We start from the raw sequence: 14,555 nt of genomic DNA on the forward strand, positions 1-14,555 counted from the left end.
TAATTGAACAATATCGAGTTCAACGAGGCAGGCTAATCCACCACGAGATCCTCGAAATCGTCATAGTAAGGATATACGTAAGGATCATCCGGCGCCGAGATGACTTCTATTTTCTTTGCCTCCAGCCTAATAATTTCGTTGTCCCGATATACGGTAGTCGACAATGTTCCCGTCATATTTATCCATGTATCGTTGTTAAGGGATGACCCCATGTCCGATCGAACAAGAAATCCATACGGCGTCGCATCTGCCGAGCAACATTGCATGGCCATTCTGGATACGACGAATTCGTCTTTGCCCATATCGTCTTCACGGTAAACGAATCCGCTAATGACGATATCTTTGCCTTTGAAGTTATCTTTGTACAAATCCAGCGTGGTAAGCAATTCGAGATATCCTTCAGCATTAACGTGTATCGTGTCTTTAGGATAGAGTCGTTTCCCTAATGTTGCGAAGTCCATGCCGTAATCATCTGCGGGAAATCGCTTATCTAATTCATGATATGGCGACTCCCCCTCCCGCTTCTCACTCGGAATTTCTGTCGGTTGCTCATTCGGTTGTTCTAACGAGGGTTCCGATAAATCCTCTTCCTGTTCTGTCGGTTGTTCAACGGTCGCCACGTTAAGGTTCATTCCCTTCACCGCAACGACTTCGCTACCCATGATTCGATCAGGAAGCGCAAATCCAAGCAGCAACGGAATTGCGAATAGCCCGTACATGAGTATGTTTCGTGATGATGAACGCGAAGGTTCATGGCCGCAATCGCAGTCTGGTTCAGCGGCATTTCCGTCAGATCGGCTGATGGCAAGAAACGCGTAAAAGGCTGCCATTGCAAACAAAGCCAGCGTCCCGAATTTAACGTAAGGGATCATCCGAGGAACAATATATAAATGCAGTTTATCCGATTTTACCAAATGTACGATATACCAAGATAATGCAGCCAATATGCCCGCCCTGATCCAATAGTGCGCAATCCTATAACGCTCATTCAATCGGAACTCCTCCTTCCCTTTCTCTAGCCCCAAACCATGCTACCCAGGATCCATGAACCGACAAGCACCGTTACTGCGATACCGACTGCCAGATAGAGAACGAATTTAGCTTTAAATACGGAAAGCAGCATTAACGTATTTTTAAAATCAAGCATCGGCCCGAATACCAAAAAGGTCAGCAAAGAGCTCATCGAAAACGTGCTAGCGAACGTGGATGCGACAAAAGCGTCCGATGTCGAACATAGCGACAAAATAAACGCAAAACCCATCATGAATAGATGCGAGGAAATATCCCCTTGCCCAATACCGACAATCTCGGAGCGCGGCACGAAGGCTTGGACGGCTGCCGTGATCAGCGATCCTAGAATGAGGTATTTTCCCATATCGAAAAACTCCGCTCCGGCATGCTCGAACATTTCCAAAAACTTGTTCCTACGAGAACGGGGCGTGGAATGATCATGACTATGGTGATGCGGATGCGTGTGGACCGCAAGCAAAGAAGAGGAACGATTTTGTTTGAGAGGCGTACTTTTGACGAAGTAGTACACGGCAAGACCGATGACGAGACCGACAGCAACAGCTAGTCCCATACGAGAGTAAACCATTTCAGGTTTCGAACGGAATGCTGCGAAGGTCGCGGAAAACACGATTGGATTAACGATCGGTCCCACTAAGATAAATACGATTCCTACGTACAGAGGCATTCCTTTGGCAACAAGCCTGCGTACGATCGGAATCATCCCGCATTCACATAGAGGAAATACGATTCCGAGCAGGCATGCAACCATTACGCCGAGTACCGGATTTTTCGGAATCCATTGTCGAAACCAACTTTCGGGAATGAACGCGTGCATGAACGACGATACGATTACACCAAGCAGTAAAAATGGCATAGCTTCAAGAAAGATGCTGATTAGCATCGTCTTGAAAGTATGTATGCCGCTTTCTGAGGTTGCTAGCATGTCAGTCAAGATCGTTGGTTGAAAGACGAATAAAATAATCGTACCGAACGCTATCACAAAAGCAGCATGTACCTTCCAGGAATCCGGCAGAACCGTTGTTTTCAATTTCCCCCACCCTCATTAATTGTAATTATTACGTATAATATGAGGGTATCAGGGCGGTTAGTACATGTCAACTACGCTTTATCGGGATTGGATTGGCACTCTTCGCAGATCCCGTAGATTTCAAACCGATGACCTAATATTTTATACGCGTCGGGAAGGTTCGATAGCTGATCCATGGGACAGTAATCGAAAGTATGCGTCTTTTCGCAATTCATACAGATTAAATGGTGATGATGATGGTCAGAGCAATTTGCCTTGAACTTCAATCCGCCATCCATAAAATAAAACTGCTCCAGTATCCCCATCTCGCTCATCATGCGAAGATTGCGATATACGGTATCGAAACTGACGCTAGGATATCTTTCGCTTAATAAGTCGTATACGTCTTTTGGAGACAAATAACCCGAATCGTCCACGAAAATTTGCGCCATCGTTCGACGATGGTCCGTAATTCTCCACCCATTCCTGGACATCGTCGAGAGCATATCTTTTACATTAGTCGGTGCCCCCATGGCTATCATTCCCTTATCATCTTGTTAGAGCCATTGTAACAGGATGACGGAACGAACGCTATTTCTGTATGAATTGCTCGTCTTTACGCTTGATGGAAGCAAATCCAATCAGTACGAAGCCAACAATGGCGCATAGGAAATAGACGAATGAATAGGAAGTCCAATCGGCCAGCGGGCCCATCGCTGCCCCTCCCAGAGAGACGCCCAAGTCGGCCATGGCGATGAACATGCCCAGCATCACGTTACGACTCGTCTGCGGCAACACGAAGGTCAAATAAGACGTTAATGTCGGATAGAGAAGCGCTTGAGAGATTCCCATCAGACAAGCGCCCAGGTAAAATAACGCGACTCCTCCCGCCGTATAAGGACTTATGCTTACGCATAACGATGCTATGGCAACGATGATCAGGTTGAACATGACAAAGCCGGCGTGCCACTTGCCGTCGGAAGGAATTCTTTTCCTCAAGCAGAATCGGGCCGCAACGACCGTTCCTGCCTGGAGCATTAGATAGACGGCTGCGCTCGCGTCGTGTATCTCATCCGCGTATAGCGGGACGAAAGTCGTAATCGCTCCGAATACGATGGAAGTACCCAGCATCACCATAGAGCTCCTGAATAGATCCGCATTGCGGTAAAGCTGGGGCAAGTGCCTCATGAATGACGTCTTCCGATTCGTAAAACCGGACTCGGGCTCGCGAGAATTGTCCATGCGGACGGTGAAGCCCGCAATGCCCGTCACGACGGCAAGCGTAATCATCGTAAGGGCAAAGGACGTCATGTCGCCGGACCGCCACATTCCCAGCGCAAGCAAAGGTCCGATCATGCTCGGGATCGAAGCGAATAAAGAGTACATCGATAGGCCTTGCGAGCGATCCTTATCTGGCAACGCATCCACAATGCCAAGCTGCAAAGCCATCGAGAAGAAGGCCGTACATGCGCCCTGCAGCACTCTGGCCAACAAATAACCTTCCATTCCTGTGAACGTATACAGAAGCAGCGCCAGTCCGTTAATGACAAGAATCAGCCGCAAGATCCGGACAGGTCCGTACCGATCAATAAGTTGTCCTGCCCATGGTCTCAGGAACATCGTCGTAAACAAGTAAGCTCCCATGACGATTCCGATCTCGGTATTCGCCCAGCCCCACGAATCCCCTCTCAACGGAATGATGACATTCAGAATCGCGTTGGCGCTGAAGTACATAATCGTTAGAACGTATAGTCGTAGAAAAGGCCATGACAGCGCGCCGATAAACATCCTTGCTTCCCTCCGCTCCTCTAGTTCATCATCATCCGAATCAGTTTCTGCGCATAAGGGGATTGAACGTTCCTTAGCTGCGCGATGTCGACGATTTCTTCGATCTGACCGCTTCTAAGGAATAAGACGCGGTCGCACAGGTATGCGGCGGCCTGGATGTCGTGGGTAATGAAGAGATAACCCAGTTGGAACGTATCTTTCAAGTCCTTAAGCAACTGCAACACCTGCATCTGAACGGAACCGTCCAGAGAGCTGATCGCCTCATCGAGGAGGATGCATGACGATTCTGTCGCGATAGCTCTAGCGATGCATACTCGCTGAATTTGTCCCCCCGATAGCTCATGCGGATATTTGGCGCAGAAGGATGCACTCAATCCGACTTGACACAGAAGTCGTTCGATCTTGCTCCTATTAACCTCTCGACCGTTACGCTTCCTGATTAAAGGTTCAAGAATCGCCTGTTCAACCGTGAAGTAAGGATTGATGGATGACGTATAATCTTGGAAGACGGCGCTGATTCTCCCCCTTCTCGAGCTTCTGTTCTCCACGCTTTCCCCATGAAGCGTTATTGTCCCGCGTTCGGGCTTCTCGATGCCGAGCAACAAGCGTCCCAAGGTCGATTTGCCGCTCCCGCTCTCTCCAATGATGCCCAGGCATTCCCCTTGCTTATAGGCGAAGCTGACGTCGCGCAGAATCTGTTGTCGATCGCTCGAGAACATCCCTCCTCTGGAATACGACTTGTAGACTCCATTAACGACCAACAATGCCGGCACCCCCCATCAACTGTTGGAACCGATCGTTCAACATCCGCTGAGACGACATTAAGTATCGCGTATACTCATGGCGGGCATTCGAGAACAGATCCGCAGTCGTCCCGAGTTCCACGATGGATCCGCTTTTCATTACGAGAACTTCATCGGCCAGCTTCCTTACGACGCCCAATTCATGGGAGACGAAGATCATGGAGCCCCCCATTCTCTCCCGCAATCGAATGAACTGTTCCACGACTTCGAACTTGGATACCGTATCGAGCGCAGTCGTCGGTTCGTCGGCAAGTATGATATCCGGCTCCAATACGATAGCCAAGGCGATCATAATACGCTGAAGCATTCCTCCCGACAATTGGTGAGGGTATTTATTCAGAATCCCGATCGGATCCTGAAGCCCGACGCTCAACATGGCTGGCTTCAGCTTCTCCGTTATCTCGCTTGCGTTCCAATCGTAATGGTGGACAAGCGTCTCTCTTAGATGAACGCCGATAACGTTCGTCGGATCGAACGCGCGCATCCCGTTCTGCAGGATCATGTAGAGCTGTTTCCCTCTTCGACGTCTCATCTCTCGCTCATCGAGCAGGGATAGATCCACCCCTTGAAACCGAATCTCTCCGGACTGACGCAACGCGTTATTGTTTAATCTCAGAATTGCCCTGCAGGTGAGAGATTTGCCGCTTCCGCTCTCTCCGACGATCGCCAGGCAGCTTCCTTGCTTCAACTGGAACGTGCTATTCTCGACAAGCACGTTCCCGGAATGACCGTCCCATATTCTCAGCTTCTCTACTTCCAAGAGATTCATGAGAAGTTAAGCCACCTCGTCTCTTCGCATTTTCTCTGCTACAAGCGCCGACTGATATTTGCGATTGCTGGAGTTCGTCCTTAACTTCGGATCCAGCGCGACTTGGATCGCATCCGCGAAGAAGTTGACGGCAGACACGAAGACGACGGTCATGATACCGGGAGCCAACATCATCTCCGGCCTGGAGAACATAACTTCCCTAGCTTCGTTCAGCATCATCCCCCACTCCGCATGCGGAGCTTGAATACCTAGCCCGAGGAAAGAGAAGCCCGATATTTGCAACACCATCGACCCGTATGCGCTGCTTGACGCAACGGCGATATCCGGTAGAGTGACAGGCAATATATGCGTCCGCATGATTCGAAGATTCCCGACGCCGAGTGCCTTGGAGAACTTCACGTATTCGAGCTCGGCATATCCCATGACGGACGTTCGGACGATGCGGGCGAACCAAGCCCATTTGATCAGAACGAACGCAAGCAGAATATTCTCGACGCCGACTCCGAGTATGCCGATGATCGCCAGAATCATCACATAACCGGGAAACGACAGCATGATATCGCAGATTCTCATCAAGAAGGAGTCGATCCGGCCTCTGCGATAACCCGCGATAAATCCGATAATCGTTCCCAGCCCAGCCGATACGAACAAGGCGGCCAAAACCCACAGAACGCTTGGGCGAATGCCGTGGATCAGCCTGGAGAGAACGCAGCGTCCCAAATGATCGTTGCCGAGCAAGAATTCCCAAGATGGCGAAGCAAATCGAAGCTCCATATGGACCTCATTCGGGTCATTCGGCGCCATCCAAGGAGCGAAGATTCCGACGATGAAGGTCGCGGAGATTAAGATTAACGATAAGGCGGCCAACTTATTATTGAATAGATAGCGTAATCGTTTCATTTAACGATCTTCCCTCAATTTAGGGTTCACCCAGGCATTAAGCATGTCCGAGAAGGAATTGACGATTACGAAGGCTGCCGCCAACACGAGCACGTAAGCCTGAACGATAGGGAAATCCCTGGCCAGAATCGCTTTGACGCTCAGCGTCCCCAGTCCCGGCCAAGCGAATATATTTTCCACGACGACCGTACTTCCGAGAATGATAGGAATGGCCATGCAGAACACGGAAACGGCCATCTGCAAGGAATTTCGTAAGATGCGCTTCGTGATCTTGCGTTCCGGCAATCCGCACGCTCTGCCGAATAGCACGTAATCCTCGTTCAGATTACTGAGCATGGAACTTCTTATGATACGAAAGTAGATGCCCGCATAGCTGATCGTAATGACGGCTACCGGTAGAATGTAACTGCCGACCGTATCCATTCCATTCGTTGGCAGTAGGTCCAGCTTGACGGAGAAGTACAATACGAGTAAAGCTGCCAGCAGGTAAGACGGCATAGAGGTTAGAATGAAAGAGACGCTTCGAATCGACTTATCCAACAGCTTGCCTTCCTTTAGAGCGCAGAGGATGCCTAGCGCAACGGATAACAAGATAACGGCAATGACCGAGACCAGGGTAAGCTGCAAGGTATTGACGAAGGCAGGACCCAATAACGACCATACCGGTTTACCTGTGACGTAAGAGTCCCCGAAATCCAGTCGTAGACAGGAGAGCAACCAGTCCCAATAGCGTGTTAGCAGAGGTCGATCCATACCGAGAGCCGCCCTCGTCTCCGTCAGCAATTCATCCGTAATTCTCGGAACCCCTTGCGTGTGAAGAACGACTTCCGCCGGATCCATCGGGGACAGCGTATTTAGAATAAAGGTCAGGAATGAAACGACGATGAGAAGCGGAATTGCAACCAGCGCTCTTCGTAACATATATCCACCCATGGAATTCTCCTTTAGGACAACGAAAAGGGGGACTTCCCCCCTACTTCGTTGCGAAATGACGCATTATTCGAAGTGCATTCGATCGAACGGAAGTTCGAATTGCGTTTGTTTGAACGCGATGCCTTCCAAGTCTTTGGGAGCCAACACCGTGACGCTCCCGGTGGTTAGAGGAATAAACACCGCTTCGTCATGGACGATCGTCAAAATATCTTTGTATAGCGATTTGCGAGTTTCTTCATCCGTAGATCCCATGACTTCTTCAATTTTCTTGTAGAGCTCTTCAGCTTCTGGGATGCCGCTCGTCGTATGATAATAGGAAGCCTCGGAAGTGAAGGAAGCGATCGTGCTTTGCGGATCGTAGGCAAGACCCCAAGTTTGATTGAACAGCAAATCATATTCGCCCGTTGATCTTCTGTTGGCGATAGAGGTCGATTCCTCTCCCAATAAATCCAATTGAATGCCGATTTTTTTCGCTGAACTCTGAATCATTTCTGCCTGAGCCTTCTGAGATGAGGAGTTGACGTCATAGTACAAGCCCATGATTAATTTCTGGCCGTCTTTTTCCCTGATATCATGGCCGATCCAGCCTGCATCCTCCAGCAGCTGATTCGCTTGCTCGACGTCATGCTTTCTCTGCGGCAAGTCGACATTGGCATAGTTGACATTAGAGGAGAAGAGCTTATCCGCCGGGGCTTCCGTGCCATTGAATATCGCATCGCTGATGGTCTCCCGATCAATCGAATGCCATATCGCTTTACGCACCGCTGCATCCGCTGCAGGACTGTTCGTTCTGCCGCTGTTGGCCACTATCATCTTCGTGTTCATCGGCTCGCTTCTGACAATCCGGAAATCGCCGGAGTCGACTAGAAGATTCATGGCCTCCACGTCGATGCTGTCCGCACCGCGGTCATCCGTGAATACGAAGTCGACTTCTCCCTTCTGCAATGCAAGGAAAGTCGTTTCGCCGGCAGGAAGAACTTTGGCCGTAATTTTCTTCAGATGAGGTGCGCCGTTCCAATAGCTTTCGTTGGCTACAAAAGTCGCATATTGATCGGTTTTGTGATCGGCGAGTTTATAAGGACCGGTTCCGTGGTAGCCGTTGACGCCGTCTTTCGTTTGCCCGTTGATGAAATCTTTAGGCGATAGGAAGATAAAAGGACGTGTCATCGACAACTCCAACAACGCGGGATAATAATTCTCCGACAACACCAACTCGACTGTATATTCGTCGATGACTTTCGTTTCTGCCAGCTTGGTTGTCAGTTTGATCCACGCATGTTTGGAAGCATTGCTCAGAATGGCGTCGATGTTCATCTTCACCGCTTCGGCATTGAACGGTTCGCCGTCATGGAAAGTAACGTTCTTCCGCAAGCGGAACGTGTACGTCTTGCCATCCTCGGAAATATCCCACGATTCCGCTAGCAGCGGCTTAATTCCGTCAGCCGTGTTCTCCACCAACGATTCAAACACCATTCCTTGCGCCGGCATCGAACCTGCATACAGATGGGGATTCATGTCGTTAATGTCTTTGGCCGTGGCATAGACCAGTTCGTTCCTCGGCTCATTGCCCGGTTCTTTATTCTCGGAATTCTCGTTGTTGGAGTTGCAACCCACTAGCCATAAGGACATTACGATAAATATTGACAACACCATAAAGCTAGCCTTTTTCTTTAGCACTTGATACCCTCCTGGTCATTGAACTCGCTACTAATTCTTTGTAAGTCCTCATCAAAACTTTGAACGGTGAAAGCTTGAGATAGCGGTTGACCATCCAGCCTTAATACGGTTTCTTCTAATTTTCTTTCGTAAGTGTCAATAAACCTATCCAACGTCGGCGTTTCCGAATCTGCGAACCTTGCTATGCCTTGAATGATTTTGATTCGATAATAATCTTCTTTGGGCATTCTCGGGATTTCCCAATATCCATCTTTGTTAACGAACATAGTATTTATGGGGACCGCCGAGAAATCGAAATATTTGCCCTCATGATCCGGTTCCGAGAAGGGGTCGATCAATAAGGAAGCGTAGCGGACGTATAATAAATACTCCTGGTGAATGGAATCGAGATGAATGAAATCAGCCAGGTCTTGCCGGGATATACTTTCCGTTCTCACCGGGTAATTATCGTTCGTCATGAACTTGAGGAGATTCAGTCGTTGCAATTTCATTTTCTCTAACAGGCTCGAGATCTCTTGCCAATACCTTCTCATATCGCGGATGAGCTGCGGCGTAATGGGCCCTTCGGGAAATAGTTTGTAAACGAATTTTTTAGAATCTACTTCATGAAAAACGACTTTCAAGGAAAATTCATTCATGAATAGCGGCGGATGAACATACAAGGAAATGTTTCTCGACTCCGCTTCAATTGGTGAACGCATAACTTCCAAAGTAATCCCGACATGAGAATATAACTCATGAAGCTTATCGACATTAGCCGAAGGAAGGCTCGAAGAACCTGCGTATAATTTCTTTTTCACACCAGTCGTCTTTACTCGGTTTGAAGGTTTACCTTGATGCCAGCGCGTATCTCCAAGGTAAGTAGAAAAACTGATTACCTCAGGGGAAGAGTGAATTTCCTTCATGTACTGCTTCACCACAATGTTCGATCCGAAAGTAGGAGAGATCAAGAGCAAGCATCTAACCTTCCTCAGTAGCTGCACATTCAATTGACTCAACACTTCGATATATGAATCCGTTGTAACCGCCAATAGAAGGGTATCCCATTCCCCTTGAACTGCCGCATATCCATGAAAGGCTTGATCGATTTTGCACCTTCCTTCCAATCTTCGGTGATTTTCATTCTGAATAGTCACTTCTATCTCCTGATTGGACTCCTTCATTGCCGTAAAAATAAAGGCTGATCGTACGGACTCTCGTCCCGCGATTGCGATATAACTGTTTAGATACTTTTTAAAGAGAAGTGCCATTTGAATGCCGACTGGTCCCGTCCCCAATACTAATACACGATTAAAGTCGCTCACGATTGACTTCATATCCTCCTTTTTGTTCATACTTTCTGATATAAGGCGATATCAAAGACTTGATGAGGATTCACAATCTTATCGACGAGCTTCCACTTCAGGGGATCGGTTTCTAGCTGTGGGTAATTGAATATGGATTTCAATTGATTTCCGAATCTCATCGCTACAACTACGTTGTCATTCGTTAAAGAATGTAATTGATCCAGCAGTTCATATTTCAGTGCAACGGTCGAACTAAAAATAACATGAGTCAAATCCCCAATGTCCTCAAGCTGTTCCAGAAAGGCATGTTCTAACCTGACTCTTAAGCCAGCTCCGAGTTTATCGACGACCTTCCTTCCCAACTCGATAGCTTCTTGATCAATATCGATACCTAGAACTTCGGCTCCCGTTTGTTTGGCAATATATAGAGGTGTCATCGGGAATGAACCCGATCCCACCAATAAGACCTTGGAATTCGAATGAACTTGAAATCTTCCGAATTCTTCTTTGATGCTGGACTCAATATTGTGGAAGTAATCGGTGTTGTCCTCGATTCCGCCGAAAAGCTTCCATGCCCGGTGCTTCTCCATCATGCTGACACAAAGAGCTGACGCACTTCTTAATTGTGTCGCAACCTTGGAGATTTCAGCTGTTTCATGTGAATCCAATAGATCCCAATCGTCTCGATTCTTCTCATCGAGGATAAATCTCGAATAGTCGTTAATTACTTTCTCTAATTCCGAACAGCTATGAAAGCTGTTATTCGATGCCGCTAACGAGGTGAACATCTCCAGAAAATCAGTTAACGTTTGGCGCAGTGGGATATAGGTATTCAAGCCGACAACTCCTTTCCGAATCAATAAAGGCTTTGCCCCGAGCTACGATGCCCACTAACCCATCGATGTAAAGACCTGTTATCTTCTGCTCTAGACACTCCGTCCTGACTTGAATCGTACCGCCCGGCTGTTTGATTTCAGCTTGAATAGCTCCTTTGTTCCGCCAAGACAAGTACGCTCCCACCGAAGCCGTTCCGGATCCGCATCCTTTTTCCCATATCAGGCTATCTAATTCGGGAAGAAAAATGAGAGGTGCCATCTCATTCGATATCGGGTTAAACAATAAGATGCCGATCAATCTGGCGCCTAACGTAACGCCCAGAAGTCGAGCAAGCCCTTCAGCTCTTCGCGTCCAAATCCCCTCAACCTGATCGACTTCGATCACGATATGAAAATAATGTTCGTACCTTACGATAACAAGTTGAAGATATTCACCTTCATATTCCACGCTTTGTTGTTCGACCTTGAAAGGCAATGGCATGGAAACCTGACAAGAATAACGGTCATCACTCCTTTGTACGCGGCAGGCTACTAATTGATTTGTTCCCGAAGTTTCCAAAGCGATCTCCATGAAGCCGTTTGATTCCAATCCATTCTCGGATGCAATGTAGACTGCCATTGCCATACAAGCATTACCACAGAACTCTCCACCGGCCATGATTAGATTTGCCGCTGCTTCCCAGGTGTTCGGCTTGCCTATAAATCCGACTTGCTCAGCATGCACGTTGTCATAAGACATTAATTGGGCAGCAATATGTTTGTAATCTTCTGCAGGATGTTCTGTCTTCACAAGTATGGTCATGTTTTGCGTCGGATTGAATTTGACAAACTCGATCTCTTGCTTCATTACACCACCCTCGCTTATATGTCATTATTACGAACTAAAGATAAATTGCGTTCGGCAGAGGGTCTTCAATCCGAGACCAATCGGATACCATTTCGAGATCCGTTAGAAGACAGTCATCGAGCGAAGAAATCATTTCCTCACGATTCATTTCGATTCCGATAAATACGATTTTATTGATTCTATCGCCGAACTTCGCAGACCAATTGGCCCTTAATTCAGGCTCTTCCCGCAGATACATTTCTCGCTCTTCGGCCGGTAATGCCGCAACCCAATAACCGGACGGACCGAATTGAATGGATGGCCCCGCTTGGCTAAGATTTTGCCCCATATCGTTTCTAGAAGCGACCCACATGATCCCTTTAGCCCGTACAATTTCAGCCGGCCAATTCTCGAGCCATTGCATCAATCTGCCCGGGTGGAATGGCTTTACGCGTTCATATACGAAAGACGAAATCCCGTATTCCTCCGTCTCCGGCGTATGGACCGGCTTCTCCATTTCCTTCAGCCAACCCGCGGATTGACTAGCCTCGTCGAAATTGAACAGCCCGGTATTCATAATGGCCGTAGGATCGACATTGCCGTTGATCGTCCGAATGATCTTCGCGCAAGGCTGCAGTTTCCGCAAGATTCCTTCAAGCTGAACGAGTTCTTCTTCTCCGACCAAATCGCATTTATTGAGCAATAAGACGTCGCAAAACTCGATTTGATCGATCAGCAAATCGACGACTTCGCGCGTATCGTCTTCGCCGACGGATTGGCTTCTTTCGAGTAGCGATTCCCCGGACGAGAAGTCATGCCAGAAGCGATTCGCATCGACAACCGTTACCATACAATCAAGTCGGCATTGTTGCGTGAGATCGATTCCTTGCTCCTCGTCGACGTAAGTAAACGTCTGCGCTACCGGTACAGGCTCACCGACTCCGGTAGACTCGATCAGAATGTAATCATAACGACCGTCTAGAGCCAATTTTTCGACCTCGCGAAGCAAATCTTCCCGAAGGGTACAACAAATACAGCCATTAGACATTTCCACCAGCTTCTCATCGGTGCGCGATAGTCCGCCACCCTCTTTTACAAGAGCCGCGTCGATATTCACCTCGCTTAGATCGTTAACGATGACGGCGACTTTCAAGCCTTGGCGATTGTTCAGCACATGATTCAGAATCGTCGTCTTACCGGAGCCTAAGTATCCGCTTAATACGGTTACGGGTATTGGGGTCATCTTCCCACCATCCTAATTGTAATTTTTACGCATAAGAAACGATAGCAGAAAAAGTCTTAATCGTCAATATTACGATTAAGACTTTTTTAGAGTGCGTATGATACGTTTTCTTTTCCTTACAAGCGATCTGAAGCACCCTTCTCTCCTTCTATCGCCCAGGTATCTTCCGGAAGAGGGAAGCAACCAATAAGCAAAGCGGCAGTGCCAAGCATCCGACCAGAATAAACTTAAGAAGAGGATCAACGGAAATACCGCGGAGCCAATAAGCGATATAAGTCACGATGAAGGCATGAATCATATAGACGAGAAATGCTTGAGCCGACAGCCATCTGGACACCGGAGACGGATCGCCGTTCCATCGCTTGCGAAACGTTACCAGCAGCCAATAAGAGATCCCAAGCCCTAAAATCGGGTCAGTAATAGAATAAATGGCCGACTGCCAATTCATGCCGCCTTCGAAGGAGGTATCCCCTTCCATCGCACCGCCGAGTAACATAACAATGGGAAACGAAATAATGAGAACGCACACAACGACTCTCCATTTACGAGCAGCGGATTGTGTTAATTGATCCAGCCATTTTCCGCGATAAGCCGCTATCCCTCCGATATATAGTCCAACGTACGCCGGGAAATAAGCAAGCTGAAGAGACAATACCGTCTCCCCGACGGGATAAATCAATCGAATGAGGAAGTTGGCCATCGCGACGGCGACGAGATATCCGGCAATCGTTCCCGAGGTTAGATTGTACGTTTTCTTGGCAGTCTGTTCCCCTCTCATAAGCCGGTACCCCGCATAAGCGGCGAAGAACAGGAGCAACGCCACCAAGTACCACAAGGGTCCCACCTCGAATTCCGCAAAACTAAAAAGAAGGTTCGGCATCGCTCTCGTGATCAAGTAACTGGCGAACGAGCCTTCATACCCCGTAGATACATACGCCAATAATGGAGTGATGACGGCCATGAAGAGGATGATCGGAATTCCGAATCTGATCAATCGTGCCTTCATAAACTTAACCGCTCCATGGCGGTCATAAGAGGATGGGGTCACATAGCCGGATATAAAGAAAAACAACCCCATGAAGAACGATTGATTCACTGCCGTGAACGTCGAAAGTAGCGCGGTTGCAACATCCGTGCTTGGTTGTTCTATATAATACCAACTTCCTGCCCCTCCGTAAGTGATCGCGGTATGATGGAGGACCACCAGCACCGTCATGAACACCTTCAGCCGGTCCAAATATGCCATTCGCTTCTCCATGTTACAACCTCCCGGTATCAAGTCTTGCCTCAACGGTAACATGGTGTCCGCGTTGCGATCACCGAAAGGATGTAACCCAACCGCGCAATAAATACTTCCATTCCGCAACGGCGATTCTTCGGTACGGAGGAGGAAGTTTGCGGTGTCTCCATCCCTCGAATGTAGTATAGTGAAAATTAATGAGAAAGCAGAAGAAGC

14 protein-coding genes are annotated in these 14,555 nt (G+C 48.2%); all 14 read right to left on the reverse strand.

Annotated elements, in window-relative coordinates; genetic code table 11:
- Positions 1 to 32: 32 nt before the first annotated feature.
- The 14 genes from COHPA_RS0101890 to COHPA_RS0101955 all read right to left on the reverse strand — a co-directional run bounded on the left by COHPA_RS0101890 (position 33) and on the right by COHPA_RS0101955 (position 14,357).
- Positions 33 to 992, reverse strand: a complete 960-nt coding sequence (locus COHPA_RS0101890; RefSeq protein WP_027084498.1) for a TIGR03943 family putative permease subunit — start codon at positions 990 to 992, stop codon at positions 33 to 35.
- A 23-nt stretch (positions 993 to 1,015) separates the two neighbouring features.
- On the reverse strand, positions 1,016 to 2,059 hold the full coding sequence (locus tag COHPA_RS0101895; protein WP_027084499.1) for a permease: 1,044 nt from the start codon (positions 2,057 to 2,059) through the stop codon (positions 1,016 to 1,018).
- A gap of 71 nt (positions 2,060 to 2,130) precedes the next feature.
- Positions 2,131 to 2,571: a Fur family transcriptional regulator gene (locus COHPA_RS0101900; protein WP_035119879.1), complete on the reverse strand. Its 441-nt coding sequence runs from the start codon at positions 2,569 to 2,571 to the stop codon at positions 2,131 to 2,133.
- Positions 2,572 to 2,629: 58 nt separating this feature from the next.
- Positions 2,630 to 3,826, reverse strand: a complete 1,197-nt coding sequence (gene cntE / locus COHPA_RS0101905; protein ID WP_027084501.1) for a staphylopine family metallophore export MFS transporter CntE — start codon at positions 3,824 to 3,826, stop codon at positions 2,630 to 2,632.
- A 20-nt stretch (positions 3,827 to 3,846) separates the two neighbouring features.
- A complete protein-coding gene (locus tag COHPA_RS0101910) occupies positions 3,847 to 4,590 on the reverse strand; it encodes an ABC transporter ATP-binding protein (RefSeq protein WP_035119325.1) in 744 nt (247 codons plus the stop codon).
- The gene (cntD, locus tag COHPA_RS0101915; protein WP_027084503.1) at positions 4,577 to 5,398 is read right to left on the reverse strand and encodes a staphylopine uptake ABC transporter ATP-binding protein CntD; all 822 of its coding nucleotides are present in this window, start codon (positions 5,396 to 5,398) and stop codon (positions 4,577 to 4,579) included. Before cntD ends, COHPA_RS0101910 begins: the two co-directional genes overlap by 14 nt.
- A gap of 6 nt (positions 5,399 to 5,404) precedes the next feature.
- Entirely contained in the window at positions 5,405 to 6,298 is an 894-nt protein-coding gene (gene cntC / locus COHPA_RS0101920) for a staphylopine uptake ABC transporter permease subunit CntC (RefSeq protein WP_027084504.1), read from the reverse strand.
- A complete protein-coding gene (gene opp1B / locus COHPA_RS0101925; protein WP_027084505.1) occupies positions 6,299 to 7,231 on the reverse strand; it encodes a nickel/cobalt ABC transporter permease in 933 nt (310 codons plus the stop codon). It lies immediately after the preceding gene.
- A gap of 63 nt (positions 7,232 to 7,294) precedes the next feature.
- Positions 7,295 to 8,884 (reverse strand): staphylopine-dependent metal ABC transporter substrate-binding lipoprotein, encoded by a 1,590-nt coding sequence (cntA, locus tag COHPA_RS0101930; RefSeq protein WP_027084506.1) that lies wholly within the window; start codon positions 8,882 to 8,884, stop codon positions 7,295 to 7,297.
- A gap of 17 nt (positions 8,885 to 8,901) precedes the next feature.
- Positions 8,902 to 10,212 (reverse strand): opine metallophore biosynthesis dehydrogenase, encoded by a 1,311-nt coding sequence (locus COHPA_RS0101935; protein ID WP_211237867.1) that lies wholly within the window; start codon positions 10,210 to 10,212, stop codon positions 8,902 to 8,904.
- A 26-nt stretch (positions 10,213 to 10,238) separates the two neighbouring features.
- Complete coding sequence (locus COHPA_RS0101940) at positions 10,239 to 11,030, reverse strand: class I SAM-dependent methyltransferase (protein WP_027084508.1); 792 nt, start codon at positions 11,028 to 11,030, stop codon at positions 10,239 to 10,241.
- Positions 10,993 to 11,877 carry a histidine racemase CntK family protein gene (locus COHPA_RS0101945; RefSeq protein WP_027084509.1) on the reverse strand — a complete coding sequence of 295 codons (885 nt, stop codon included), beginning with the start codon at positions 11,875 to 11,877 and terminating at the stop codon, positions 10,993 to 10,995. Before COHPA_RS0101945 ends, COHPA_RS0101940 begins: the two co-directional genes overlap by 38 nt.
- Positions 11,878 to 11,911: 34 nt before the next feature.
- Complete coding sequence (locus COHPA_RS0101950; RefSeq protein WP_027084510.1) at positions 11,912 to 13,099, reverse strand: GTP-binding protein; 1,188 nt, start codon at positions 13,097 to 13,099, stop codon at positions 11,912 to 11,914.
- A 148-nt stretch (positions 13,100 to 13,247) separates the two neighbouring features.
- Entirely contained in the window at positions 13,248 to 14,357 is a 1,110-nt protein-coding gene (locus COHPA_RS0101955; RefSeq protein WP_027084511.1) for an acyltransferase family protein, read from the reverse strand.
- Positions 14,358 to 14,555: the final 198 nt, after the last annotated feature.

The sequence above is a fragment of the Cohnella panacarvi Gsoil 349 genome, from assembly GCF_000515335.1.
In the GTDB taxonomy this organism is placed as follows: domain Bacteria; phylum Bacillota; class Bacilli; order Paenibacillales; family Paenibacillaceae; genus Cohnella; species Cohnella panacarvi.